General features: G+C 71.2%; 27 protein-coding genes, 2 tRNA genes and 1 riboswitch. Of the genes, 13 read left to right on the top strand and 16 right to left on the bottom strand.

What is annotated here, in order from left to right; all coding sequences use genetic code 11:
• Nucleotides 1-36 precede the first annotated feature (36 nt).
• Together ABIC29_RS07395 and ABIC29_RS07390 are read left to right on the top strand one after the other, a co-directional pair.
• Nucleotides 37-444, top strand: coding sequence for a globin (locus ABIC29_RS07395; protein ID WP_354244623.1), 408 nt, complete (start codon nt 37-39; stop codon nt 442-444).
• 51 nt (nt 445-495) lie between these two features.
• Nucleotides 496-2,163 carry an FAD-binding dehydrogenase gene (locus ABIC29_RS07390; RefSeq protein WP_354243991.1) on the top strand — a complete coding sequence of 556 codons (1,668 nt, stop codon included), beginning with the start codon at nt 496-498 and terminating at the stop codon, nt 2,161-2,163.
• A 57-nt stretch (nt 2,164-2,220) separates the two neighbouring features.
• On the opposite strand, the gene ABIC29_RS07385 is transcribed toward ABIC29_RS07390, so the two are convergent.
• Nucleotides 2,221-2,901 carry a DUF8185 domain-containing protein gene (locus ABIC29_RS07385; RefSeq protein ID WP_116081541.1) on the bottom strand — a complete coding sequence of 227 codons (681 nt, stop codon included), beginning with the start codon at nt 2,899-2,901 and terminating at the stop codon, nt 2,221-2,223.
• Nucleotides 2,902-2,993: 92 nt separating this feature from the next.
• Here ABIC29_RS07385 and ABIC29_RS07380 point away from each other — a divergent pair, with 92 nt between their 5' ends.
• From ABIC29_RS07380 to ABIC29_RS07370, 3 genes are all read left to right on the top strand, one after another.
• Nucleotides 2,994-3,866 carry an acyl-CoA thioesterase gene (locus ABIC29_RS07380; RefSeq protein ID WP_116081540.1) on the top strand — a complete coding sequence of 291 codons (873 nt, stop codon included), beginning with the start codon at nt 2,994-2,996 and terminating at the stop codon, nt 3,864-3,866.
• 133 nt (nt 3,867-3,999) lie between these two features.
• The gene (locus ABIC29_RS07375; protein WP_354243988.1) at nt 4,000-4,497 is read left to right on the top strand and encodes a Rieske (2Fe-2S) protein; all 498 of its coding nucleotides are present in this window, start codon (nt 4,000-4,002) and stop codon (nt 4,495-4,497) included.
• A 1-nt stretch (nt 4,498) separates the two neighbouring features.
• On the top strand, nt 4,499-5,056 hold the full coding sequence (locus ABIC29_RS07370) for a hypothetical protein (protein WP_354243986.1): 558 nt from the start codon (nt 4,499-4,501) through the stop codon (nt 5,054-5,056).
• A 67-nt stretch (nt 5,057-5,123) separates the two neighbouring features.
• Here the strand turns inward: ABIC29_RS07370 and ABIC29_RS07365 are convergent, their stop codons facing one another.
• The 4 genes from ABIC29_RS07365 to ssb all read right to left on the bottom strand — a co-directional run bounded on the left by ABIC29_RS07365 (nt 5,124) and on the right by ssb (nt 8,432).
• Nucleotides 5,124-5,600 (bottom strand): acyl-CoA thioesterase, encoded by a 477-nt coding sequence (locus ABIC29_RS07365; protein WP_116081537.1) that lies wholly within the window; start codon nt 5,598-5,600, stop codon nt 5,124-5,126.
• A 2-nt stretch (nt 5,601-5,602) separates the two neighbouring features.
• Nucleotides 5,603-7,285, bottom strand: a complete 1,683-nt coding sequence (ettA, locus tag ABIC29_RS07360) for an energy-dependent translational throttle protein EttA (protein WP_116081536.1) — start codon at nt 7,283-7,285, stop codon at nt 5,603-5,605.
• A gap of 5 nt (nt 7,286-7,290) precedes the next feature.
• Nucleotides 7,291-7,773, bottom strand: a complete 483-nt coding sequence (locus ABIC29_RS07355) for a DUF6993 domain-containing protein (RefSeq protein WP_354243982.1) — start codon at nt 7,771-7,773, stop codon at nt 7,291-7,293.
• Nucleotides 7,774-7,844: 71 nt separating this feature from the next.
• Nucleotides 7,845-8,432 carry a single-stranded DNA-binding protein gene (ssb, locus tag ABIC29_RS07350; RefSeq protein WP_354243979.1) on the bottom strand — a complete coding sequence of 196 codons (588 nt, stop codon included), beginning with the start codon at nt 8,430-8,432 and terminating at the stop codon, nt 7,845-7,847.
• A 263-nt stretch (nt 8,433-8,695) separates the two neighbouring features.
• Here ssb and ABIC29_RS07345 point away from each other — a divergent pair, with 263 nt between their 5' ends.
• Complete coding sequence (locus ABIC29_RS07345) at nt 8,696-9,703, top strand: aldo/keto reductase (protein WP_116081533.1); 1,008 nt, start codon at nt 8,696-8,698, stop codon at nt 9,701-9,703.
• A gap of 111 nt (nt 9,704-9,814) precedes the next feature.
• Entirely contained in the window at nt 9,815-10,492 is a 678-nt protein-coding gene (locus tag ABIC29_RS07340; protein WP_116081532.1) for a hypothetical protein, read from the top strand.
• Between the two features lie 117 nt (nt 10,493-10,609).
• On the opposite strand, the gene nadE is transcribed toward ABIC29_RS07340, so the two are convergent.
• Nucleotides 10,610-11,431 (bottom strand): NAD(+) synthase, encoded by an 822-nt coding sequence (gene nadE / locus ABIC29_RS07335; RefSeq protein ID WP_116081531.1) that lies wholly within the window; start codon nt 11,429-11,431, stop codon nt 10,610-10,612.
• A gap of 171 nt (nt 11,432-11,602) precedes the next feature.
• Here nadE and ABIC29_RS07330 point away from each other — a divergent pair, with 171 nt between their 5' ends.
• From ABIC29_RS07330 to ABIC29_RS07305, 6 genes are all read left to right on the top strand, one after another.
• Nucleotides 11,603-12,820 carry a cation:proton antiporter gene (locus ABIC29_RS07330; protein ID WP_116081530.1) on the top strand — a complete coding sequence of 406 codons (1,218 nt, stop codon included), beginning with the start codon at nt 11,603-11,605 and terminating at the stop codon, nt 12,818-12,820.
• Between the two features lie 31 nt (nt 12,821-12,851).
• Nucleotides 12,852-12,924, top strand: a tRNA-Arg gene (locus ABIC29_RS07325).
• Nucleotides 12,925-13,000: 76 nt separating this feature from the next.
• A complete protein-coding gene (gene orn, locus ABIC29_RS07320; RefSeq protein WP_354243973.1) occupies nt 13,001-13,621 on the top strand; it encodes an oligoribonuclease in 621 nt (206 codons plus the stop codon).
• 43 nt (nt 13,622-13,664) lie between these two features.
• Nucleotides 13,665-13,740 (top strand) — tRNA-His (locus tag ABIC29_RS07315).
• A 66-nt stretch (nt 13,741-13,806) separates the two neighbouring features.
• Nucleotides 13,807-14,154, top strand: coding sequence for a metallopeptidase family protein (locus ABIC29_RS07310; RefSeq protein ID WP_354243970.1), 348 nt, complete (start codon nt 13,807-13,809; stop codon nt 14,152-14,154).
• A 24-nt stretch (nt 14,155-14,178) separates the two neighbouring features.
• Nucleotides 14,179-15,432, top strand: a complete 1,254-nt coding sequence (locus ABIC29_RS07305; RefSeq protein WP_116081527.1) for a D-alanyl-D-alanine carboxypeptidase family protein — start codon at nt 14,179-14,181, stop codon at nt 15,430-15,432.
• 71 nt (nt 15,433-15,503) lie between these two features.
• Here the strand turns inward: ABIC29_RS07305 and ABIC29_RS07300 are convergent, their stop codons facing one another.
• The 10 genes from ABIC29_RS07300 to gatC form a co-directional block, all read right to left on the bottom strand.
• A complete protein-coding gene (locus ABIC29_RS07300; protein WP_116081526.1) occupies nt 15,504-16,043 on the bottom strand; it encodes a nucleoside/nucleotide kinase family protein in 540 nt (179 codons plus the stop codon).
• Between the two features lie 22 nt (nt 16,044-16,065).
• A complete protein-coding gene (locus ABIC29_RS07295; RefSeq protein ID WP_116081525.1) occupies nt 16,066-16,845 on the bottom strand; it encodes an energy-coupling factor transporter transmembrane component T family protein in 780 nt (259 codons plus the stop codon).
• A complete protein-coding gene (locus ABIC29_RS07290) occupies nt 16,842-18,395 on the bottom strand; it encodes an ABC transporter ATP-binding protein (protein WP_354243965.1) in 1,554 nt (517 codons plus the stop codon). The genes ABIC29_RS07295 and ABIC29_RS07290 overlap by 4 nt, the downstream gene beginning before the upstream one ends.
• A 5-nt stretch (nt 18,396-18,400) precedes the next feature.
• Nucleotides 18,401-19,045 carry an ECF transporter S component gene (locus tag ABIC29_RS07285; RefSeq protein ID WP_116081524.1) on the bottom strand — a complete coding sequence of 215 codons (645 nt, stop codon included), beginning with the start codon at nt 19,043-19,045 and terminating at the stop codon, nt 18,401-18,403.
• A 39-nt stretch (nt 19,046-19,084) separates the two neighbouring features.
• Nucleotides 19,085-19,185: riboswitch (TPP riboswitch) on the bottom strand.
• A 108-nt stretch (nt 19,186-19,293) separates the two neighbouring features.
• The gene (locus tag ABIC29_RS07280; RefSeq protein ID WP_116081523.1) at nt 19,294-19,632 is read right to left on the bottom strand and encodes a hypothetical protein; all 339 of its coding nucleotides are present in this window, start codon (nt 19,630-19,632) and stop codon (nt 19,294-19,296) included.
• Between the two features lie 30 nt (nt 19,633-19,662).
• Nucleotides 19,663-21,012, bottom strand: coding sequence for a DNA polymerase IV (locus ABIC29_RS07275; protein ID WP_354243962.1), 1,350 nt, complete (start codon nt 21,010-21,012; stop codon nt 19,663-19,665).
• Between the two features lie 43 nt (nt 21,013-21,055).
• On the bottom strand, nt 21,056-21,670 hold the full coding sequence (locus ABIC29_RS07270) for a hypothetical protein (protein ID WP_116081521.1): 615 nt from the start codon (nt 21,668-21,670) through the stop codon (nt 21,056-21,058).
• Between the two features lie 225 nt (nt 21,671-21,895).
• Complete coding sequence (gene gatB / locus ABIC29_RS07265; protein WP_354243960.1) at nt 21,896-23,413, bottom strand: Asp-tRNA(Asn)/Glu-tRNA(Gln) amidotransferase subunit GatB; 1,518 nt, start codon at nt 23,411-23,413, stop codon at nt 21,896-21,898.
• Nucleotides 23,413-24,945: an Asp-tRNA(Asn)/Glu-tRNA(Gln) amidotransferase subunit GatA gene (gene gatA / locus ABIC29_RS07260; RefSeq protein ID WP_116081519.1), complete on the bottom strand. Its 1,533-nt coding sequence runs from the start codon at nt 24,943-24,945 to the stop codon at nt 23,413-23,415. Before gatA ends, gatB begins: the two co-directional genes overlap by 1 nt.
• Nucleotides 24,942-25,244: an Asp-tRNA(Asn)/Glu-tRNA(Gln) amidotransferase subunit GatC gene (gatC, locus tag ABIC29_RS07255; protein ID WP_354243957.1), complete on the bottom strand. Its 303-nt coding sequence runs from the start codon at nt 25,242-25,244 to the stop codon at nt 24,942-24,944. The genes gatA and gatC overlap by 4 nt, the downstream gene beginning before the upstream one ends.
• Nucleotides 25,245-25,310: the final 66 nt, after the last annotated feature.

The following is a 25,310-nucleotide window of genomic DNA, read 5'->3' as shown; positions in this document are numbered from 1 at the left end:
GTGCCGCTCTCCACCGTGCCGCCGGCTTCCGTGCCGCTGCGGGGCAGCGAGCACGGCTCGGCGCTCGGCGCCTCGTTCTACGAGACCATTGGCGGACGGCCGACCTTCGAACGCCTCGTGCACCAGTTCTACCTGGGTGTCGCCGACGACCCCGTGCTGCGCCCGATGTACCCCGAGGAGGACCTCGGCCCGGCCGAGGAGCGCCTCCTCCTGTTCCTCGAGCAGTACTGGGGCGGGCCGGGAACGTACAGCGAGCAGCGAGGGCACCCCCGCCTGCGCATGCGGCACGCCGGGTTCAAGGTGAACCCCGACGCGCGCGACCGTTGGCTCGCGCACATGCGCACCGCCGTCGATGCGCTCGAGCTCCCGCCACTCGCCGAGGAGACTCTGTGGGATTATCTTCAGCGTGCGGCGTTCGCGATGGTGAACACGTTCGAGGACTGACCCGACCCTCGGCGACCCGATCCGCACGTGAGTGAGACGAAGGAGTCCCCAGTGCCCGCATCCCCCACCGCGCGCCCCGAACCTGCAGCTATCGTCGTCGGAGCGGGCCTGTCCGGCCTCGTGGCCGCCGCGGAACTCGTCGATGCGGGCAGACGCGTCCTCATCGTCGACCAGGAGCCCAAGGCGAGCCTCGGCGGCCAGGCGCACTGGTCGTTCGGCGGCCTGTTCCTCGTCGACTCCCCCGAGCAGCGCCGCATGGGCGTCAAGGACTCGCTCGACCTCGCGCGCCAGGACTGGGACGGCACGGCCGGCTTCGACCGCGCCGAAGACGAATGGGGCCGCAAGTGGGCCGACGCGTACCTCGACTTCGCCGCGGGCGAGAAGCGCGAGTGGCTGCACCGCAAGGGCGTCCGCTTCTTCCCCATCGTCGGATGGGCCGAGCGCGGCGGCTACAACGCCATCGGCCACGGCAACTCGGTGCCGCGCTTCCACATCACGTGGGGCACCGGCCCCGGCGTGCTCGCCCCGTTCATCGCACGCGTGAAGGCGGGCGAAGCGGCCGGACTCGTCGAATTCAAGCACCGCCACCGCGTCGACGAGCTCATCGTCGAGGCCGGCGCGGTCGTCGGGGTGCGCGGCGCGATCCTGGCCCCGGATGCCGCGGGGCGCGGCGAGTCGAGCAACCGCGACGTCGTCGGCGACTTCGACCTTCGCGCGCCCGCCGTGATCGTCGCTTCCGGCGGCATCGGCGGCAACCACGACCTCGTGCGCCAGGCCTGGCCCGAGCGCCTCGGCACGCCGCCGACGCACATGCTCTCAGGCGTGCCCGCGCACGTCGACGGCCGCATGCTCGGCATTTCCGAGCAGGCCGGCGCGCGCCTCGTCAACGGCGACCGCATGTGGCACTACACCGAGGGCATCACGAACTGGGATCCGGTCTGGCCCATGCACGGCATCCGCATCCTGCCCGGGCCCTCGTCGCTCTGGTTCGACGCCGAAGGCCGACGGATGCCGGTGCCGCTGTTCCCCGGGTTCGACACCCTCGGCACGCTCGAGCACATCCAGAAGACCGGACACGAGCACACGTGGTTCGTGCTGACGCAGAAGATCATCGAGAAGGAGTTCGCGCTCTCGGGCAGCGAGCAGAATCCCGACCTCACCGGCAAGGACCTCAAGCTCCTGGCCGAGCGCCTCGGATCGGGCGCCACCGGCCCGGTCGAGGCGTTCAAGGAGCACGGCGCCGACTTCGTGGTGGCCGACACGCTCGACGAGCTCCTCGAGGGCATGCGGGCGCTCTCCCCCGAGGTCGAACTCGACACGGCCAACATCGAGCGCGAGATCGTCGCCCGTGACCGCGAGGTCGACAACGAGTTCTCGAAGGACCTCCAGCTGACCGCCGTGCGCGGTGCCCGCAAGTACCGCGGCGACAAGCTCATCCGCGTCGCGACGCCGCACCGCATCCTCGACCCGAAGGCCGGACCGCTCATCGCGGTGAAGCTGCACATCCTCACGCGCAAGAGCCTCGGCGGCATCCAGACCAACCTCGACGCGCAGGCCCTCGGAGCCGACGGCACGCCCGTGCCCGGCCTCTACGCCGTCGGCGAGGCGGCAGGATTCGGCGGCGGCGGCGTGCACGGCTACCGCGCGCTCGAGGGCACCTTCCTCGGCGGTTGCCTCTTCACGGGGCGCACCGCCGGGCGGGCGATCGCCAAGGGCTGACACCGTCGGTTCGCCGTGGGCAGGCGCGCGCGCTACGCGCAGGCCGGCCCACGGCGGCTACGCCTTGAGGGTCCAGGGCTTGCGGCGCACGAGCACGTGTCCGCGCCGCGAGCTGAGCCTGGTCCACGGACCGGTCTCGAACAGGCGCACCGGATCCTCGCCGAGGAAGCCGAGGCTGAACGCCGCGAACGCGGCCCCGGTCGGGAGATACTCGACGCCGTCGACGCCACGACCCCACACCTCGGACCGCACCCGTTGCACGAGCTGCTCGCCCGTACCCGTCGGGATCGCCGCGGCCACCTCGTCGATGCCCGCGCGGGCCGCGGACTCGAGGGTCGCGGCATCCGTCTCGCCGAGGGCACGCCAACCGCCGCGAGGCGGGGAGATGCCCGCCCACGTGACGGTGTTGACCTCGGGCGGGCGCGACATCGTGACCGGTCGCGACTCGTCGTCTTCGCCCAGGTCACCGCGGGCCCGCACGATGCGGTCGACGAGCGAGCGCATCGGCACGACCGAGTCGAAGTCGTCGGTGTCGACGAGCGCGAACGTGCGCAGGCCCAGGACGGTCGGGCTTTCGTCGAGGATGCCACGGGGGTACAGGATCGCCGTGTAGACCGCGAGGATCCCGGAGCCGGCGATGAGTCGTACCGACCCGTCTTCGACCCGGCCCGCGCGTTGCAGGTAGGTGTGCAGGTCGCCGAGCGAGAGGCTGTCGGCAAGCGTGAATTGAGAGACCATCTGCTGTCTAAACTACCAATTGCGCGCCCGCGTGCGGTTCGATTACGCGCGTCGGCTGTCGCGGCCCGCGTTCGAGCGACATCGGAGAGATCATGAACGGACCCATCGACGGCCTGCTGAGCACCCTTCGACTCACGAACACGGGCGCCCGGACCACCGAGGACATCTTCACCGGACCGTCGCAGTGGATGCCGCTCGGTCGCGTCTTCGGCGGGCAGGTGCTCGCGCAGTCGCTCATCGCCGCCATGCACACGGTCAGCGAGGCGCGCGTACTGCACTCGATGCACGGCTACTTCCTGCGCCCCGGTGACGTCGACCACCCGATCACGTTCTCGGTCGACCGCCTGCACGACGGCCGGTCGTTCTCGACGCGTCGCACCCACGCGTACCAGAAGGGCGAGCCGATCCTCTCGCTCATCGCGTCGTTCCAGACCGAAGACGAGGGCGTCGAGCACCAGGTCGACATGCCGACCGACCTGCCCGACCCCGAGTCGCTGCCGTCGACCGCCGACCTCATCGGCCACCTCGACAACGCGATGGCCCAGTTCTGGTCGTCGGAGCGCGCCTTCGACGTGCGCCACATCCCGTCGCCCATCTACCTCAGCGTCGAGGGCGAGCAGGTGCCGCGCCAGGCCGTGTGGATGCGCGCCGTCGGGCGCCTGCCCGACGACCCGAAGCAGCACCGCGCGGCGCTCGCGTACGCCAGCGACTACTCGATCCTCGAGCCCGTGCTGCGCGCGCACGGCGTGCCGTGGGCGACCCCCGGGCTCCGCGTCGCGAGCCTCGACCACGCGATGTGGTGGCACCGCGACGCCCGGGTCGACGAGTGGCTGCTCTACGTCCAGGAGTCGCCGTCGGCGCAGGGCGGGCGCGGCCTCGCGATCGGCCGCATCTACACGCGTGAGGGCGTGCTCGTGGCCAGCGTCGCCCAGGAGGGCATGGTGCGGGCGCCCGGCGTGCACTGAGCCGACCTCGAACTCCCGTCCGCGGGCGACGCGGCATCCGCTCCTGCGTGGCGACCCTCGCGTACGACGCGGTTCCGTTCCACAATGGCTGGAGCGCGATGCTCGCGCGACGCGGAACGAACGAGGAGATCTCATGCCGGATGTCACGCAACCCGCCCGACGCACGATCCTCACCCTCGGAGCGACGGGCGCCTTCGGCGGCGCCCTCGTGCTCGCCGGATGCGCGCCGTCGTCACCGACGTCGTCCCCGTCGTCGTCCCCGTCACCGGAGTCGAGCGCACCGGAGGTGACGAACGAGGCCCCCGCCGAGACCACCGGGCCCGACCAGCCCGCCACGGGCGCCGACGTCGCCGCGCTCGCCGATGTGCCCGTCGGCGGCAGCGTCGACGCCACGATCGACGGCGAACCCGCGCTCGTGGCCCAGCCCACCGCGGGCAAGGTCGTCGCCTTCAGCGCGATCTGCACGCACCAGGGATGCGTCGTCGCCGCCGCCGGTGCCGAGTTCCGCTGTCCATGCCATGGCTCGCAGTTCGACGCGGCCACCGGTGAGGTGCTGAACGGTCCCGCGATCGACCCGTTGAGCCCGATCGAGGTGGCCGTCTCGGGCGATCGCATCGTCGCAGCATCCTGAGATGGACGACGTCGACTACGTCTTCCAGGGGTTGCCGTTGCATGTGCTGCTCGTGCATGCGGTGGTCATCGCGGTCCCCGTGGTCGCCCTGCTCCTCGTCGTGCTCGCCGCCTGGCCCGCCGCGCGGCGCACGCTGTGGGTCCCGGCCCTCGTCGCGGCCGCCCTGCTGGTGCCGCTCGGCCTCGTGACGGTCGAAGCCGGCGAATGGCTCGAGGAGCGCGTGCCCGAAGCCCCGCTCATCGAGGCGCACACCTCTCAGGGCGAGGACATCGTGCCATGGCTGTACGCGGTGCTCGGCGTCGCCGCGCTCGTCGCCGCCTGGCAGGTCGTCACGATCGTCGCGCGCCGACGGGCCGCAGCGTCGGATGCCGAGACGGGCGCCTCACTGCGAAGCGCGGGTGGCGTGAACCGCATCACGGGTCTGGTCGTGTCGATCGTGCTGACGCTCGTCGCGATCGGCGTCGCCGTCGGCGCGATCTGGACGGTCGTGCAGATCGGCGAGTCGGGCAGCCGCGCCGTGTGGGAGGGCTCCTTCAGCGACACCCCACTCGAGGACTGACGCGGGCTCGCGACGCGACGTGCGACGACGAGTCGTCGTCGTGCACCCGCTGCGCGGCGGGATCGGCTCAGCGGCGACGGAACGCGATGGGCGCCTCGACGTACGGCGTCCACGCATCGCGCTCCAGCGGGGTGATGCGTCGCGGACGCTCGGATGCCGCGTCGACCAGCACGATCGTCGTCGCCGCCCGGGTGTGGAGCACGCGAGGCTCGACCCCGACCGGCGAGTACACCTCGTAGCAGACGTCGAGGCTGGCGCCTCCGAGGTTGCCGATCCAGAGCTCGATGTCGAGCGGCAGCCGCTGGTACGGGATCGGCGAGAGGTACTCGACCTCCTGCCGCGCGATCAGCGAAAGCGTGTTCGACCCGGGCGTGGCATCGATGACCGCCGTCGATGCGCCGACCGCGTGCTCGGGCGTCGACTCGCTCACCCAGAACGCCTGGATGCGAGCCTCTTCGAGAAGGCTCAGCATCCGGGCGTTGTTGACGTGCCCGTATGCGTCGAGATCGCCCCAGCGCAACGGTGTCGGCACGTGGAGGCGCATGATCAGTCGCGCGTGAGCTTGCGGTACGCCGAACGGTGCGGCTTCGCCGCGTCGGGGCCGAGGCGCTCGACCTTGTTCGCCTCGTAGGACTCGAAGTTGCCCTCGAACCAGTGCCAGTAGGACGGGTTCTCCTCAGTGCCCTCGTACGCGAGGATGTGCGTCGCGATGCGGTCGAGGAACCACCGGTCGTGGGTGATGACCACGGCGCAGCCGGGGAACTCGAGCAGCGCGTTCTCGAGGCTCGACAGGGTCTCGACGTCGAGGTCGTTGGTCGGCTCGTCGAGGAGCAGCAGGTTGCCGCCCTGCTTGAGCGTGAGCGCGAGGTTCAGTCGGTTGCGCTCACCACCCGAGAGGATGCCGGCTCGCTTCTGCTGGTCTGGTCCCTTGAAGCCGAACGTCGAGACGTACGCGCGGCTCGGCACCTCGGTCTTGCCGACCTGGATGTAGTCGAGGCCGTCGGACACGACCTCCCAGAGCGACTTGTTGGGGTCGATGCCGCCGCGCGACTGGTCGACGTACGAGATCTTGACGGTCTCGCCGATCTTGACGTTGCCGGCGTCGCTCGGCTCGAGACCGACGATCGTCTTGAACAGCGTGGTCTTGCCGACGCCGTTGGGGCCGATGATGCCCACGATGCCGTTGCGCGGCAGCGAGAAGCTCAGGCCGTCGATGAGCGTGCGTTCGCCGAAGCCCTTCTTCAGGTTCTTCACCTCGAGCACGATGTCGCCGAGCCGGGGACCCGCGGGGATCTGGATCTCCTCGAAGTCGAGCTTGCGCGTGCGCTCGGCCTCGGTCGCCATCTCCTCGTAGCGTGCGAGACGGGCCTTGGACTTCGCCTGCCGGCCCTTCGCGTTGGAGCGCACCCAGTCGAGCTCCTCGGCGAGGCGCTTCGCGAGCTTCGCGTCCTTCTTGCCCTGGACGGTGAGTCGTTCCTGCTTCTTCTCGAGATAGGTCGAGTAGTTGCCCTCGTAGGGGTAGAGGCGACCGCGGTCGACCTCGCAGATCCACTCGGCGACGTGGTCGAGGAAGTACCGGTCGTGGGTGACGGCGAGCACGGCGCCGGGGTACTTGGCGAGGTGCTGCTCGAGCCAGAGCACGCTCTCGGCGTCGAGGTGGTTGGTGGGCTCGTCGAGCAGCAGCAGGTCGGGCTTCTGCAGCAGCAGCTTGCAGAGCGCGACGCGGCGCTTCTCGCCGCCCGAGAGCACGGAGACCTGCTCATCGCCCGGCGGGCAGCGCAGGGCGTCCATCGCCTGTTCGAGCTGGGAGTCGAGGTCCCACGCGTCGGCGGCGTCGATCGCCTCCTGCAGCGTGCCCATCTCGGCGAGCAGCGCGTCGAAGTCGGCATCGGGTTCGGCCATCGCCAGCGAGATCGCGTTGAACCGGTCGATCTTCGCCTTGATCGGGCCGACGCCCTCCTGCACGTTCTCGAGCACCGTCTTGCTCTCGTCGAGCACGGGCTCCTGCATCAGGATGCCGACCGAGTAGCCGGGAGTGAGCTTCGCCTCGCCGTTGGAGGGCTGGTCGAGTCCGGCCATGATCTTGAGGATCGTGGACTTACCGGCACCGTTCGGGCCGACGACGCCGATCTTGGCCCCTGGGAGGAACGCCATCGTCACGTCGTCGAGAATGACCTTGTCGCCGACCGCCTTGCGGGCGCGCACCATCGAGTAAATGTAATCCGCCATGTCGCCTACCAGTCTATGGGTCGTGTCTGCCCGATGAGACAGCCGCCGGTGCCGAGCGCGGGCTTGACCGCCCCGTGGTATCCGCCCGATTTCGGACCGTACTGCCCCACCAGGCACTCGGCGTTGAAGAGAACCGAGAACTGCACGGAGTCGGCGGGTTCGCCGAGCGTCGTCTGGTCGGAGGTGACCTGCATGGCCGAGCGATCGAACCCCGCGGCCGTCAGCGCGTCGATGAAGTCGCGCCCGCCGGCACCGGCGTTCGCCGCCACGACCTGCTGGTTGACCTGGTCGAAGAAGGGGAGGTTGTCGGCGGCCGGGAGGTCCTGGTGCAGCCCGACGGGCGCCGCGGTCGCCTCGCCGGTGGGAACCGGGCGCGAGGTCGACGGGCTCGGCGACGGCGAGGGCGTGCTGGTGCATCCGGTCAGCACGGCGACGAACAACGCGGCCCCGGCGATCGCCAGGGCCGCGGAAGCGCTGTGCCGTGCCATCGTTCCCCCATCGGGATGCCGTCGAATGCATCCGAAGGCGATTCTAGGCGCAGCGGACTGCTCGATGCGGGTCAGAACGGGAGGGCGACCGCCTCCTCGGCAACGGCCTCGCTGCGATCGACGCCGTCCTGCTCATCGTCATCGTGGTCGCCGCCACCCGCGACCTCGCCCGCCGAGCCGAACGCGACCGCGGCCCGCTCCTCGGCGTCGTTCGCCGCGTCGGAGGGATCGGCAGGCCACCCCTCGGCGATTCCCGTCGGCGAGGCGCCGACCGCGGCATCCGCGCCCGCGGACGAACCGGATGCACGGGTCTTCGTCAGGGAGGTCGTGCCCCAGGTGAGGTCGTGCCCGACGGACTCGGCATCGATCTCGATCGCAGTGCCGGACTTCTCGCCGCTCTCCCAGGCGCGCAGGCGGAGTCGACCGTGCACGACGACCCGGTCGCCGCGTCGGACGGACACGGCGGCGTTCTTGGCGAGCTGGCGGAAGGTCGAGACCGTGTACCAATTGGTGTCGCCGTCCTCCCACGCGCCCTTGACCCGGTCGAAGATGCGCCTCGTCGAGGCGAGGCGGAAGGAGGTGATCGTGAGGCCCTGGCTCGTGGTGTGCACGCGCGGGTCGCTGCCCACGGCGCCGATCACGGTGATGTTGTCGGTCATGTCTGCTCCTGGTCGGTGATGCGGATGTCGGGTGTTCGGGTGCTGGGTGTTCGGATGTCGGCGAGGCGGGAGTGGTGCGCGGTCCGCCGAGGCCGGGGCGCGGCATCCGGTGCCTCGTGCCGGTTCAGGTCCGGATGCCGCGTGCCCCAACCCTCGCCGCAGTGGACGCCCGAACGTCGCGGCGGATCGTGATCGGTGCAGACCGCACCGTGCGCGCCCGCAGGGGAGGACGAGTCGTCGTCGGGCCGCAATAGAGTCGACCCATGAGCTATCAGGCAGACCCGGCACGCTACGAGTCCATGCAGTACAACCGAATCGGCCGCAGCGGGCTGAAGCTGCCCGCACTCTCGCTCGGCCTCTGGCACAACTTCGGCCACGACCGTCCGCTGGACACGCAGCGCGCGATCGTGCGTCGCGCATTCGACCTCGGCATCACCCACTTCGACCTCGCGAACAACTACGGCCCGCCCTACGGCAGCGCCGAGGAGAACTTCGGTCGCATCCTCGCCACCGACCTGGCGCCGTACCGCGACGAGATCATCGTCTCGTCGAAGGCCGGCTACGACATGTGGCCCGGCCCGTACGGCGACCACGGCTCGCGCAAGTACCTGCTCGCCTCGCTCGACCAGAGCCTCGGGCGTCTCGGGCTCGACTACGTCGACATCTTCTACTCGCACCGTCCCGACCCCGAGACGCCGATCGAGGAGACGATGGGGGCGCTCGCGAGCGCGGTGCGCCAGGGCAAGGCGCTCTACGTCGGCATCTCGAACTACTCGCCCGAGCAGACGGCCGCCGCAGCCGCCGCGCTGGCCGCCGAGGGCGTTCCGCTGCTCATCCACCAGCCGCGCTACTCGATGTTCGACCGGCACATCGAGGAGGGCCTGTTCCCCGTGCTCGACGAGGTCGGCGCGGCGAGCATCGTCTTCTCGCCGCTCGCACAGGGCCTGCTCACCGACCGCTACATCTCCGGACAGGTGCCCGCCGACTCGCGAGCCGCCACCAGCCGCTTCCTCTCCCCCGACCGCATCAGCGCCGACTACCTCGAGCGCGTCCGGGGACTCGCCGAGATCGCCGACGAGCGCGGGCAGAGCATCGCCCAGCTCGCCCTCTCGTGGGTGCTGCGCCAGCCGCTCGTCGCGAGCGCGCTGATCGGCGCGTCCAGCGTCGCGCAGCTCGAGCAGAACGTCGCCACCCTCGACGCCCCGGCGCTGACCGAAGACGAGATCGCGCGCATCGAGCCGTTCGCCGCGCACGGCACGAGCCTCGGCTGACCGACCTGCGATGGTGCACCCGTCGACGAGGGCAGGTGCACCATCGCGCGACCATCGGGCGCGCCGGTGAGGCTCCCGAGCGGATGCCGCGCGAGCGGTTAGCCTTCGCTCATGCAGTGGTGGAACGATCTCATCTCATGGCTCACCTCGAGCGAAGCGGAGTCGACCGTCTTCGCGGCGGCCGTGCTCTTCGTCGCGGTGATCGTCGCGGCGTTGCTCGGCGCCTGGATCGCGACGAGCGCCGTCCGGCGCATCGTCGCGCAGCGCGACCGCGAGCTCAAGACCGCGGCCATCGCGGCGCTCGTCGATGCGGCGACCGAGGCCTCCGTCTGGAACTCGCTCACCCCTCAGGAACAGGTGCTCGCCGATCGCACGGTCGGCCAAGCCGACATCCACGTCCGGCTCCTGCCGATTCGCGGTTCGGATGTCGCGGCGAACTGGGCTGCGCACCAGTTGCACGAGCTGAAGCGCGCCTCGGCGACGTTCGGCTACCAGCTCGACCCCGCGGTCGCCGAGTTCCGCGACCGACTGCTCGACTGGCAGCGCCATCCCGCACGGGCGCGCAAGCAGTTCCAGAACGACCTCGTCCGCTGGCGTGCCCAGCGCCAGGAGCCCGAGCAGGCCGCGCTCGAGGAGCAGGACACGTGGGTCGCCGAGCAGCACCACGAGCGCTACCGATCGGCCACCGAGATCTCAACGCCCGCCGAACCCGCGCGCGACACGGCGCCGACGCCGACGCAGGCCGTCGCGCAGCCGACGAATCAGCCGCTCGACGACGCCCGCGCCTGAGCGCGGATCACCGTCACGACCGAGGCCCCACCCGATTCGGGTGGGGCCTCGGTCGTGCTCGGGCTCTGCCGGGTGGGTGCCGACGCAGATCGTCGTCCCGGTGGGCGTCGACGCGGGTCAGCGCCACCAGTCGTCGAACATCGACACCGGCACGGTGCGCTTGTGCCTGGTCTGGAGGAATCGGGCCTCGATGCGCTCGGCGATCTCGGCGTCGATCTCCTCCCCCTCGAGGAACGCGTCGATGTCGGCGTACTCGAGGCCGAGGTTCGCCTCGTCGGCCTGGCCTGGGTCGCCGTCGAGCAGGTCGGCGGTCGGCGTCTTCAGGTAGAGCCGATCGGGCGCCCCGAGGTACTGGAGCAGTGCGCGCCCCTGGCGCTTGGTCAGGCCCGTGAGCGGCAGCACGTCGGCTCCGCCGTCGCCGAACTTCGTGAAGAAGCCCGTCACCGCCTCGGCCGCGTGATCGGTGCCGACCACGAGCAGGCCGCCCTCGCCCGCGAGCGCGTACTGGGCGACCATGCGCAGGCGCGCCTTGACGTTGCCCTTGCCGAAGTCGCTGATCGGCGTGCCGGCGGCATCCGCGAAGTCCGCTGCGAGCCCGTCGACGCCCTGCCGGATGTTGAACGTCACCGTCTCCTGCGGCTCGATGAATTCGAGCGCGAGCGCGGCATCCGCCTCGTCGTGCTGGAGGCCGTACGGCAGCCGGACCGCGATGAACCGCGACGGCAGGCCCTCGGCCACCAACTCGTCGACCGCGATGCGGCACAGCCGGCCGGCGAGCGAGGAGTCCTGGCCTCCGGAGATGCCGAGCACGAGACCGGACGCACCGGTCGTGCGCAGGTAGTCCTTGAGGAACTCGACGCGGGCCCTGACCTCCTCGGCGGGCTCGACGGACGGCTTGACGTTGAGTTCGGCGATGATGCCCGCCTGGAGGTCTCGCATGCGACGACGATACCGCCAGCGTGTTTCGACGGCGCTACGCGGGCGGCGGCCGACCTCCGCGCGCCGGGACGGCCGAGCACCGCCGACGCACACCACGTCGGCGTGCGCCGAACGGCCGTTGGATAGCATCGGGCGGGGGTGGGCGCTCGCCGCCCGCGCGAGGGGGTTGACGTGGAGATCTCGATCGGCACGATGGTGCTCATCCCGGTGGTGGCGGTGGCGGCACCGCTGCTCGTGCGCGCGGTCGGGGTCTGGGTCGCCGTGCCGCTGGTCGTCTTCGAGATCGTGCTCGGGATCGTGCTCGGGCCGTCGGTCCTCGGCTGGATCGCCCCCGACGACTTCGTCGAGCTGCTGTCGGACCTCGGACTGGCGATGCTGTTCTTCCTCGCCGGCAACGAGATCGACTTCCGGACGATCCGCGGGCGACCGCTCTCCCGTGCCGCGATCGGCTGGATCGTCTCGCTCGCCGCCGGGTTCGGCATCGCCGTCCTCCTCGCGCCCGACATCCCCGCGGCCGCGTTCATCGGGATCGCCCTGACCTCGACCGCGCTCGGCACGGTCATGCCGATCCTCCGAGACGCGGGCGACCTCAGGACGCCGTTCGGGATCAGCGTCATCGCCCTCGGTGCCATCGGCGAGTTCGGCCCGCTCCTCGCGATCTCGCTCTTCCTCACCGGTCGCACCCCTGGGCTGGCCGCGATCGTGCTGCTCGTGTTCGCAGCCGTCGCCGGCGTCGCGATCTACGCCGCGGCGAAGGGCCACGGCGACCGCCTGCACGTCGTGATCACGGCGACCATGCACACGAGCGCCCAGTTCGGCGTTCGCCTCGTGGTGCTCGTGCTCGTCGCGCTGCTCGCGCTCAGCATCGTGCTCGACCTGGACATGCTGCTCGGCGCATTCACGGCGGGGGTGCTCTTCCGCGTGCTCATCTCCGGCGCACCCGATTCCGACCGGAGACTGCTCGAGACGAAGGTGGAGGCGGTCGGGTACGGGTTCCTCGTTCCGGTGTTCTTCATCATGACGGGCGTGACGTTCGACCTCGAGGCGCTCGGCGACCCCTCGACGCTCGCGCTCGTGCCCCTGTTCGTCGTGCTGCTGCTCGTGGTGCGCGGCATCCCCTCGATCCTCGCCGCGCCGATCGGCGCCGACCGCTGGACGGTGGCGGCGACCGCGCTCTTCGGCGCGACCGGCCTGCCGATCATCGTCGCCGTCACGGGCATCGGCACCGACACCGGCGACCTCGAGACCGGCGTCGCCGCAGCGCTCGTGGGAGCCGGCATGATCTCGGTGCTCCTGTTCCCGCTCATCGGCCTCGCGCTGAGGAAGCGCGCATCGGATGCCCCGGACCGGCGGGTCGACGACGACACCGAGGTGCCCGTCGAGGGCTAGCGGCCGGAAGCCCGGTAAGCTTGTCGCGCCGGCCCCCGTAGCTCAGCGGATAGAGCAGCAGCCTTCTAATCTGACGGTCGCAGGTTCGATTCCTGCCGGGGGCACCGAAGAAAGGGCACCGGGCGCGTCCGGCACGGTGCGACATCCGCCGTGTCGGAGCGCACCGGTAGACTCGCGGGCATGGCAACAGCGAGCGACCGACTGGTCTGGATCGACTGCGAGATGACCGGCCTCGACCTCGAGGTCGACGAGCTCGTCGAGATCGCCGTCGTGATCACCGATTACGACCTCAACCCCGTCGACGAGGGGCTCGACATCGTGATCCGCCCCGACGCGAGCGCGCTCGAGAACATGGGCGACTTCGTGCGCACCATGCACACCGAGTCGGGTCTGATCGAGGAGATCCCGAACGGCGTGACCGTCGCCGACGCCGAGTACCAGGTGCTCGAGTACGTGCTCAAGCACGTCCCCGAGGAGCAGAAGGCCCCGCTCGCGGGAAACTCCATCGGCACCGACCGCGCGTTCCTCGCGAAGTACATGCCGCGCCTCGACGGACACCTGCACTACCGCAACGTCGACGTCTCCTCGATCAAGGAGCTCGCCCGCCGCTGGTACCCGCGCGCGTACTTCCAGTCGCCCGCGAAGAACGGCGGTCATCGCGCCCTCGCCGACATCCTCGAGTCGATCCGCGAGCTGCGCTACTACCGTCGCGCCGTCTTCGTCGCCGACCCCGGCCCCACGAGTGCCGAACTCCACGACATCGCCGAGGCCGTCGTGAACGAGTTCGACGCAAAGGTGTAGTAAGCTCGTCGAGTTGCCTGATCGCTCAGCGGTCGGGTTCATGGTGGGTATAGCTCAGTTGGTAGAGCGCCTGGTTGTGGTCCAGGAGGTCGCGGGTTCAAGCCCCGTTACTCACCCCAATATCCTTCGGCCGCACATGTCGCGCGGCCCAGCTCCAGCGGATCGCGTCTCGATCGGAGTCGTCTGTGCAGCTCGATGCCGAAGCCTTCGAGGCGCTCGTGGTCGACGAGCTCGATGAACTTCCCGACGAGATGATCGACGGCCTCGAGAACGTCGTGTTCGTCGTCGAGGACCGCCCGGAAGACGGGTCGCTCGACCTGCTCGGCCTCTACGACGGCTACGCACTCACCGAGCGCGACCGCTACGGGCTCGGCGAGATGCCCGACCGCATCATCCTGTACCGCGAACCGCTGCTCGCGATCTGCGATGACGAAGACGAACTCCGCGACGAGATCCACGTCACGCTCGTGCACGAGATCGCGCATTTCTACGGCATCGACGACGACCGGCTGCATGAGTTGGGCTGGGCGTGACGTCGGCGCCAGTACGCTGAATCCATGAGTTCCCCCGCTCGCGCGCTCGGCATCGTCGTCGGTGCGATCGCGATCCTCGGTATCTGCGTCTACGCCCCCGCGATGCTGCTCGGCCCGCTTCCCGAGGTCTCCGTCCAGACGGTCGCCGGCGCGGCGACCCTCCCCCAGTCGACGCCGCTCGCCCTGCCAGAGGCCGGCGCGAGCGCGCTGGCCGTGGTCGGCGAGGACGCGACGACCGTGCTCGCGACCGCGGGCGAGAGCGGTGCGGTGCCGATGGGCGGTGCGGCGAAGCTCGTGACGCTGCTGGCGACCCTCGATTCGCTGCCGTTGCCCGCCCCGGGCGAGGGCGAGGGCCCGATGATCAAGATCGGCCCCGCCGACTACACCGACTACCTGCGGTACGAGTCCGAGGGCTCGCGCGCGGTGCAGGTCTCCCCCGGCGATTCCTGGTCGGAACGCGACGTCGCCAGGGCGATCCTGCTGACCTCGAGCAACAACCACGCCGACACGCTCGCGCGCTGGGCGTTCGGATCCGTCGACGCCTACGTGGCGGGCGCCAACGCCTGGCTCGCCGAGCAGGGCTTCGGCACGATCCGGGTCGCCGATGCCACGGGCCTGTCGAGTGAGAACGTGGGCAGCGCCGAAGAGCTCGCCGAGCTCACGGCGCTGGTGCTCGCGAATCCGAGCCTGGCCGCCATGCTCGAACAGCCGGACAAGACCGTCCTCGGCGCTCATGCGGCGCCCGATCTCGTCGACCGCGCTGGCGACGACGGCGTGCGCGAGATCACGCGCAGCTACACAGACCAGGCCGGGCTGTCGTCCGTCTTCAGCACCGAGGTCCGCGTCGACGGGGCCGCCGAACCGCGCCGCGTCATCGGCGTGATGCTGCTGATGCCCGACTACGAGACGCTCGACCCCGCCGTGGCGGCATCCGTGGCCTCGGTCAACGCGGCCGCCGCGCCCGTGACCGTCATCGCCGAGGGCACGGCCTACGCGACGGCGTCCTCGGCGTGGGGCGCCTCCTCCGATGTCGTCGCCACGGTGAGCCGTTCGGAGTCCCCGTGGGGGGCGTCGATCGACGATGCGAGCGTCGCCGTCGATCCGTTCACCACCTCGTCCGACGCGCGCGACGTCGGACGGGTGACCGTCTCGACGGGCGGCGACGCCGTGTCGTCACCGCTCCGGCTGTCGAAGGAGATCCGCGATCCCGGTCCGATCTGGCGGCTCACCCATCCGTTCGCGGTGATCGGCGCCTTCGTCGAGTCTCAGGGCCGCTGACCCGCCGAGCGCCGCGACGCGGTGCCTACGCGCGAGTGACGACCGCAGCCTCTCATCTGGGCGACCCGACGTCAGCGCATCCGGACCGTGAGCACGCGTTCGGATGTCCCGCGCAACCGGCGCTCGTACCTGCGCCACTGCGCGTCCCAGAGGTCCCAGTAGGCGTCGAACGCGCCGGCGTCCCTCGTCAGCGCACGGACGCGGCGCTCCTCGACGAGTGCGTCCACCCAGACGCGCACGGCCGATGACACGCCGGGCGCGGTGCCATGCGCGCCGCAGCCCTCGATCACGAGTGCGTTGCCAGGCCGCAGCGGATGGAACCCTTCCGGGCGGTTCGCCTCCCAGTCCCATCCCCGCCGGCGCCCGACGGTCGCGCGCAGCCACGGTCGCACGAGCTCTCGTTCGAGGTCGAGCACCGCCCGGTCGAGACCGTGCCACCCCGGGTACACGTCGTCGAGGCGCACCACGTCGGGCGCGCAGCCCGACCAGCCGGCGACGAGCAGGTCGGCGAAGGTCGACTTGCCCGCCCCGCTCGGCCCGTCGATGAGCACGAGCGGTCGCCGGATGCCGCGGACCGCCGCACGCACGGCCCGCAGCGCCGCGTCGGGCACGCGTCGTTCCGCGCCGGCCGGATCACGACCAGACGACATTCCAGCTTCCCGTCGCGACGGCGATCGTCGCCGACAACGCCGCGACGAGGCATCCGACCGCGATCACCAGCCATTCGATGCCCCCGAAGTGCGCGGGCCGGGCCCAGGTGCGCTCGACATCGGCGCCGAAGCCGCGCGCCTCCATCGCGGTCGCGAGGGTGCTGCCACGGCGGATCGAGAGCACGAGCATCGCGAACGCCTGCCCGAGGAAGCGGATGAGCACCCCGCGATCGGCGATGCCCCTGGCTCGCCTGGCCAGGTTCAGCGTGCGCCAGTCGTCGATCGACGACCCGACCAGGCGGAGCGCGGCCAGCGCCCCGAGCACGAACCGCGCAGGCAGGCGCAACGTCTGGGCCAGTCCGTCGGCGAAGTCGGTGGGATCGATCGTGAGGAAGAGCACGACGGCGGGCAACGCGATCGCGATCACGCGGGCCGTCGTGGCGAGCCCGATCTGCACGGAGCCCTCGGTGACGTGGATGAGGCCGAAGTCCCAGAGGGTCTCGCCGGACGGCGCGCCGTAGAGCACCATGCTGAGGCCGGTGAGCGGCGCCGCGATCCACACGGGCAGTGTTCTGGGCGACCAGAGCAGGCTGCCGAGCCCGACGAGCGTGAACACGAGCAGCTCGCAGACGATCGCGACCGTCGCCGACACGACGTCGAGGGTGAGGATGAGCACGATGCTGAGCGGCACCGTGGCCGCGACCTTCGCGACCGGATTCACCGTCGCGAGGGGAAGTCCGGGCCGGACGCTCGCGATGCTCATCGTCGGGCACCTCCTCGACGTGCGGGGGCATCCGACCCGACCGGCGGGGCCGACCCCGACGCGCCCGGCGCATCGTGCTTCGGCCCGTTCAGCTGCGGGCGCAGCTCGAACCGGTCGTCGGCGATGGCGTCGACGAAGACCTCGTCATGCGTCACGGCGACGAGCGCGACCCCGTCGTCGCGCAGCCCGACGAGGAGCTTCGCGAGTTCCCGCCAGGTCGTGGCGTCCTGCCCGAAGGTCGGCTCGTCGAGCACGAGCAGGCGCGGTCGCGTGGCGATCGCGGTGGCGACCGAGAGCCGCCGCTTCTCACCGCCGCTCAGCGTGAACGGATTCGCGCCGGCGAGGTGGTCGAGCCGCAGCACGTCGAGGAGCTCGTCGACGCGGTCGCGTCGCTCTCGTTCACCGAGCTTCAGGGCGCGCGGGCCGACCTCGAGCTCGGCACGGACCGACCCGGTCAGGAACTGGTGCTCAGGGCTCTGGAAGACCGTGCCGATGCGCGTGAGGAGGTCACGCGAGCGCCAGAGCCCGGGTTCGGCGCGCAGGCCGCGGCTCAGGAGATCGGATGCCTCGAGCCGCCCGCCCAGGGGGGGCAGCAGGCCCGCGAGGGTCAGCGCGAGGGTCGACTTGCCGACGCCGTTGGGCCCGGCGATCGCGAGGACCCGCCCGGCGTCGACGTGCAGGTCGATGCCGACCTGCACCGGAACGCCGGTGGCGCGCCCGATGTCGAGCGAACCGGCCTCGAGCAGCGGATGTCGCGGCCCGCCCGCCGGCGCGGGTGCGCGCCAGGGCACCTCGTCGGGCAGCCAGACCCCGGCGGACCGGAGATCGTCGGCTCGCTCGGCGAGCACGTCGGAGGCACGCCCGTCGGCGAGCACGCCGCCCGCGGCGCCGAGCACGATGACCCGATCGACGACGGGAAGCCACGTCGAGATGCGGTGCTCGACGACGACGAGCGTCGCCCCCGACCCCGAGGCGACCGCGGCCACGGCGTCGCGCACCTCGCGGACGCCGTCGGGGTCGAGGTTCGCCGTCGGCTCGTCGAGCAGGATCAACCCGGGCCGCATCGCGAGCACGCCGGCGAGGGCGAGCCGTTGCCGCTGCCCGCCGGAGAGCTCGGCCGTGGCGTGGTCGAGCGGAAGGTGCAGGCCGACTGCGTCCAGCGCGGCGCGAACCCTCGGCCAGATCTCGTCGCGCACGACTCCGAGGTTCTCGAGCCCGAACGCGACATCGTCGCCGACCCGCGCCATGACCACCTGCGCGTCGGGATCCTGCAGCACGAGCCCGGCTCGGCCGCGCGTCGCGGCCGGATGACGGCCGTCGACGAGCAGCTCGCCGAGCGCCTCGCCGTCGTCGTCGCCGCCGAGCACGCCGGCCAGGCCGTGCAGCAACGTGGACTTGCCGGCGCCCGATGCGCCGAGCAGCAGCACGCGTTCGCCGGGGCGGATGTCGAGGTCGACGTGCTGCACGGCCGGGTTGCGACGACCGCCGTGCCGCCACCCCCACCCGCGAGCCCGAACGGACGCGGCCGGCGCGAGCGTCTCGTCGCCCACGGCGGCTAGACCGCCCGCAGCTCGCGTCCGGCGGCGAACCGGTCGAGCGCCCCGGCCCGCGCGAGCCCGCGCACGGCGAGCCACGAGAGCCCGCCCGCGATGAACGCGCCGCCCAGGACCGCCGAGATCGTGTAGATCGTCGCGAACAGCGGCGCTGCGCCGGCGTAGTAGAGCACGAGGTCGTTGATCGCCATCGCGAGGCCGGCACCGGCGCCCGCGAGCAGCGCGACCGGGAACCGCCAGTTGCGGTAGAGGAAGATCGCGAAGACGAGCTCGGCCCCGAGTCCCTGCACGAGACCGGACTCGATCGTGAGCAGCCCGCCCCACTGGCTGCCGATGAGCGCGGACACCACCGCGGCGACGAGCTCGGTGTAGAGCGCGGCGCCCGGCTTGCGGATCACGAGCCCGCCGAGCACGCCCGCGATGACCCAGACGGCCGCGGGAGCTGCCTGCAGCCCCGGCAGCAGGGCCTCGATCGGCGCCGAGATCGGCCCCCACACGACGCCCCATGCCCAGAAGATGACGCCGACGGCGACGCCGATGACGCTCGCCACGACGATGTCGACGACGCGCCAGCGGAAGCGGTGCGACGACGTGACGGAGGTTCCGGATGCCGCGGCGGCGGGGGCCGGGTTGGTGGACGTGTGCACTGGCGTGCCCTTTCGTTCGAAGGAAAGCGGCACGGGATTGTTGAGATGTGGATGCCTCCCTGCGCTGGCATGATCCAGATCAGGTTCGACGGTCGAAGGTTGAGAACCTTCCTCTCAGCCCGGCTCACCGGACTCCCGTGTTCGTGCACCAGCGTACACGCACGGTTCACCGCGCGCTCGCGCGCCGCGAGCAGCCGGACGATCGAGGTCCCGCTCGCCCGCGACGACGTGCCGGCGAACGTGCCCGGTCAGCGCTTGAGCGCGCGGATCACCGACTTGAGCGCGTGTCCGACCACGAAGATGAAGGGCGTCGCAACGAGGACGAGACCGATGACGTTCGGTTCGAACCTCACCCTCCCGGCCTCGCCGACGTACGCGCCGAGCGGAACGGAGAGCCCGGCGCCCCCGCCGCCACTGCCCTGGAGGTCGGTGGTCGAGCCGCCGCTGCCGCTGCCTGCGCCGAAGCCGTAGTAGCCGAGTGCGACGGGCACGAGCTTGGTGCCGTCGATGTCGACCGTCTCGCCGTAGGAGGTCTTCACTCCGACGCCGGAGACGGTCTCTGCAAGGTCGAGCACGAGTTCAGCCATGACGGCCACGCTACCGGTGCGGCGGCGCGGCTACCAGCCCCACCCGGCGGCCGTCGGATCGAATGGCGTGTCGCCGTCGCCGTCATCGCGGCTCGTGCCCGTGCGCTCGGCGATCGACCGGCCATCGCGGTCGCCGTCGGACGCAGGGCGCACGTCGCGCTGCCGACCACGCTCGCGCTGCACGAGCGACGCCGGACGCAGCGCGCCCCGGCCGAACTTCGCCGAGACCTGATCGATCGTGCGCTCGGCGTCGCGCCACTCCTCGTCGGGATCCCAGAGCATCGCACCCGATCCGGATTCGCGCAGGTTCTCGGCGCGCACGCCGATCAGCCGCACGCGCTGGCCGTCGCCGATGAGCCCGCCGAGCGCCTCCGTCGCCTCGTCGTAGATGCGGCGCGCGACATCCGTCGGCTCCCCGAGGGTGCGCGACCGCGTGAGGGTGCGGAAGTCGCCGTATCGGAGCTTGAGCGAGACCGTTCGCGCGACGAGTCCGGCCTTGCGCAGGCGCACCGCGACGTTGCCCGAGAGCTGCAGCAGCTCGCGGCGGATCTCGACGGGATCGACGAGGTCGTGCCCGAAGGTCTGCTCGTGCCCGATGCTCTTCTCGACGCGGGAAGTGTGCACCGTGCGCGGATCCTCGCCGCGAGCGAGGTGCGTGAGCCGCGCCGCGAGCGACGGGCCGACCGCGCGCTCGAGCGCGTCGGGCGGCGTGGCCGCGACGTCGCCGACCGTGCGGAGACCGAGTCGCAGCAGCGACTCCTCGGTGACCCGGCCGACGCCCCACAGCGCCGACACCGGCAACGGATGCAGGAACGCGACCGTCTCGTCGGCGGGGACCACGAGCATGCCGTCGGGCTTCGCACGCCCGGAGGCCACCTTCGCGACGTACTTCGTCGCGGCGACCCCGATGGAGCATGTGAGGCCGGTCTCGGCCTGCACCCGCTCGCGGATGGTCCACGCGATCTCGGCCGGCGTGCCGTGCAGGCGCCGGGCGCCCGACACGTCGAGGAACGCCTCGTCGATCGAGAGCGGTTCGACGAGCGGGGTGATCTGCCCGAAGATCTCCATGACCCGCTTGGAGTACCTCGAATAGGACGGGTAGTCGCCCCGCAGCACGATCGCGTTCGGGCAGCGCTGCAGCGCGACCGACATCGGCATGGCGGAGTTCACGCCGTAGCGCCTGGCCTCGTAGCTCGCCGCGGCGACCACGCCACGGCCCGCAGTACCGCCCACGAGGACCGGCTTGCCACGCAGCTCGGGCCTGGAGAGCAGCTCGACCGACACGAAGAACGCGTCCATGTCGACATGCAGGATCGGGGTCGCCGAATCGTCGACCGGCCCCGTGGTGACCTGCCTCGACGAGCCGTCCTGCTTGCTCACGTGGCGACCCTACCCGCAGCCACCGTCATGCGCCGACTCGGGCTCAGAAGCCGAAGTCGCCTCCGAAGTCCCCGCCTCCGAAGTCCCCGCCTCCGACGTCACCGCCCGACGCGTCGGCCGCCGTGCCGGAATCGCCGACGCCGCCGCCGAAGTCGGGACCGGGCAGGAACGACTGCGCGATCATCGACCCCATCACGACGCCCACGACCGTTCCGAGCATCGAACCGCCCATGACCGTGCCGAACGACGGGCCGCCGAAGCCCGGACGGCCGTTCGCGGCATCCGTCGCCCGGAAGGTTCGCTCCATGGTGCCCGGCGCACGCAGCTCGGCGCGCGTCGCGGCACGGGCCAACGACGACGGGTCGTCGGACATGAGCCGCTCGCCCGGCGGCGCCTGCTCGGCCAGTGCCCGGTAGACCTGCGCGCGCTGCTCGGGTGTCAGCTTCGCGAACGCCTCGGCATGCACGGCCTCGATCGACTCGGGCGGCGCCGTGCGCAGCAGGTAGCGGTAGCGCTCGATCGCGCGCTCGTCTTCGGACTGCGGCCGCGCCTGCGGAAACGGCGGCCCCTGCGGAAACGGCCGCGCCGACGGAATCGGCCGCGCCGGCTGGGCGGGACGGGAGTCGGGGGCGCCGAACAGTCGATCCAGGAAACCCATGGTGCTCACCAATCGTTCAGGGGACGACCAGCCTAGGATTCCCAGCCTCGAACAGGCTGTGAGTGCTCGGCCCTGCCGCGTGAGCGCGGCGCGACGCGACGCGCGCTTCGGATCCCGCGGTCGAGACCGCTCCGAACGCGGCGCGGACGGCGCAGGCACCGACGACGACGGGCGGCGCCCGACCCGTGGTCGGTGCCGCCCGAAGGTCGGGATCCGGCCGGTCGCCTACTCGGCGGTCGCGCGCTCGAGCACGAGTTCGCGCACGCGCGCGGCGTCGGCCTTGCCCTGCATGGCCTTCATGACCGCACCGATGACCGCGCCGGCCGCCTGGACCTTGCCGTCGCGGATCTTCTCCAGCACGTCGGGCTGGGAGGCCAGCGCCTGGTCGATCGCCGCGATGAGCGCCCCGTCGTCGGAGACGACGGCGAGGCCGCGGGCGTCGACGATCTGCTGCGGCGAACCCTCACCGGCGACGACGCCCTCGAGCACCTGGCGGGCCAGGCGGTCGGTGAGCGTGCCGGCCTCGACGAGCGCCGCGAGCTCGGCCACGTGGGCCGGCGACACCAGGGTCGTCGCATCGCGGTCTGCGGCGTTCGCGAGACGGGCGATCTCACCCGTCCACCACTTGCGCGCGGCAGCGGGCGTGGCGCCGGCCGCGACGGTCTCGGCCAGCTCGTTCAGCATGCCCGAGTTCGCCACGATCTGGAACTCGTCGTCGCTGAAGCCCCACTCGGCCTTCAGTCGCCGGCGGCGCGCGGCGGGTGCCTCGGGCAGCGCCGCACGCAGCTCCTCGATGAGCTCGGCCGACGGCACGACCGGGAGCAGGTCTGGCTCGGGGAAGTACCGGTAGTCGTCGGCGTCGGACTTGGGACGACCGGCGCTCGTCGTGCCCGTGTCCTCGTGCCAGTGACGGGTCTCCTGCGTGATCGAGCCGCCGTCGGCGAGGATCGCCGCCTGTCGCTGGATCTCGTAGCGGACCGCGCGCTCGATCGAGCGGAACGAGTTCACGTTCTTCGTCTCGGTGCGCGTGCCGAGCTTCTCCTGTCCGCGCGGGCGCAGCGAGACGTTCGCGTCGCAGCGCAGGTTCCCTCGCTCCATGCGCGCCTCTGAGATGCCGAGCGAGATCGCGATGTCGCGGATGGTCGACACGTAGGCGCGCGCGAGCGCGGGGGCATCCGCCTCGGCACCGAAGATCGGGCGCGTGACGATCTCGACGAGCGGTACGCCGGCGCGGTTGTAGTCGACGAGCGAGTACTCGGCGCCCTGGATGCGGCCGGTCGAACCGCCGACGTGGGTCAGCTTGCCCGCGTCTTCCTCCATGTGGGCGCGCTCGATCGAAACCTGGAAGACCCGGCCGTTCTCGAGCTCGACCTCGACCGATCCCTCGAAGGCGATCGGCTCGTCGTACTGCGAGATCTGATAGTTCTTCGCGAGGTCGGGGTAGAAGTAGTTCTTGCGGGCGAACCGGCTCGAGGCGGCGATCTCACAGCCGAGCGCGAGGCCCAGTGAGATCGACGAGCGGATGGCCTGCGCGTTCACGACCGGCAGCGACCCTGGCAGGCCGAGGCAGACGGGGGTGATGAGGGTGTTCGGCGCCGCGTCGTGGAAGGCGGAGTTCGCCGGGTTGGGCGCCGACGAGAACATCTTCGTCGTGGTGTTCAACTCGACGTGCACCTCGAGCCCGATGACCGGCTCGAAGAGCTCGAGCGCCTTGTCGAAGTCCATGAGTGCCGCGCGGGCCATCAGATCGCACCTTCCTCGGCCGCAGCCATCTCATGAGAAGACAGGTCGGGCGCGCGGCTCAGCAGCGGCGCACCCCACTCGGCCTCGAGCAGGCGCTCGAGCGCGCCGCCCACGTTGTAGAGGCGCGCGTCCTGGCGTGCCGGGGCGAGGAACTGGATGCCGACGGGCAGGCCGTCTTCGGGTGCGAGACCCGCTGGCAGCGAGATGCCGGGAACGCCGGCGAGGTTCGCCGGGATCGTCGCCACGTCGTTGAGGTACATCGACAGCGGATCGTCGAGCTTCTCGCCGAGCTTGAACGCGGTCGTCGGAGCCGTCGGCGTCGCGAGCACGTCGACCTTCGCGAACGCGGCGTCGAAGTCGCGCTGCACGAGCGTGCGCACCTTCTGGGCGCTGCCGTAGTAGGCGTCGTAGTAGCCGGCCGACAGGGCGTAGGTGCCGAGGATGATGCGTCGCTTGACCTCGGGGCCGAAGCCCGCCTCGCGCGTGGCCGCCATGACCTGCTCGACCGTGCCGCCGCCCTCGGGCGTGACCCGGAGGCCGAAGCGCACCGAGTCGAACTTCGCGAGGTTGGAGGAGGCCTCGGCCGGGAGGATCAGGTAGTACGCGGCGATCGCATGCTCGAAGCTCGGGGCGTCGATCTCGACGATCTCGGCGCCGTTGCGCTCGAGGAGCGCGAGCGCCTCGTGGAAGCGCGAACGCACGCCGGCCTGCACTCCGTCGGAGTCGAGTTGCTTGACGACGCCGATGCGCACGCCCGCGACATCCGCTCGCCGCACGGCGTCGGCCATCGACGGCCAGGCCTCGGGGATCGAGGTCGAGTCGTGCGGGTCGTGGCCCGCGATCACGTCCTGCAGCAGGGCCGCGTCGAGCACCGTGCGCGTGACGGGGCCGATCTGGTCGAGCGAGGAGGCGAGGGCGATCGAGCCGTATCGGCTCACGGCACCGTAGGTGGGCTTCACGCCGACCGTGCCGGTGACGTGCGCGGGCTGGCGGATCGACCCGCCGGTGTCGCTGCCGAGCGCGAGGGGCGCCTCGAAGGCGGCGACGGATGCCGCGGAGCCGCCGCCCGAACCGCCGGGGATGCGGTCGAGGTCCCACGGGTTGTGGGTCGGCCCGTAGGCGGAGTGCTCGGTGGAGGAGCCCATGGCGAACTCGTCCATGTTGGTCTTGCCGAGCGGGATCATGCCGGCCTCGCGCACGAGGCGCACGGGGGTCGCGTCGTATGGCGGGATCCACCCCTCGAGGATGCGCGAACCCGCGGTCGAGGGCATGCCCTCGGTGACGAGCACGTCCTTCACGGCGATGGGCACGCCCGCCAGGGGGCCGAACGCCTCACCCGCGGCACGGCGACGGTCGACGTCGGCGGCGGCCGAGAGGGCTCCCTCGGTGTCGACGTGCAGGAACGCGTGCACGGCGCCGTCGACGGCGGCGATGCGGTCGAGGTGGGCACGCGTGGCCTCGACGGACGAGACGTCGCCCGAGGCGATGCGCTCGCCGAGCTCGGCGGCGGTCAGGCGGATGAGGTCGCTCACTGCTCCTCCCCCAGGATCGCCGAGACGACGAACCGCGAGCCGTCGGCCGCAGGCGCGCCGGCGACAGCCTGTTCGGCGGTCAGCACGTCGTCGCCGACGACGTCGGCACGGAACACGTTCTGCAACGGGATCGGGTGGCTGGTCGGTGGAACGTCGGGGGTCGCGACCTCGCCGACCTTCTCGACGGCCTGCATGATATGGCCGAGCTCCGTCGTGAGGTGCGCGATCTCTTCTTCGGTGAGCGCGATGCGAGCGAGGTTCGCGAGATGCGCGACCTGCTCCGCAGTGATTTCGGACATGCTGCTCCGTCGTCTCGTGGTGGGGATGGTTCGATTCTATCGGCGGAGGGCCGTGCGGCGCGTCGG

This window comes from Agromyces sp. PvR057 (genome assembly GCF_040547485.1).
Taxonomy (GTDB): Bacteria; Actinomycetota; Actinomycetes; order Actinomycetales; family Microbacteriaceae; genus Agromyces.
This window is presented reverse-complemented; position numbering and strand designations above follow the sequence as displayed.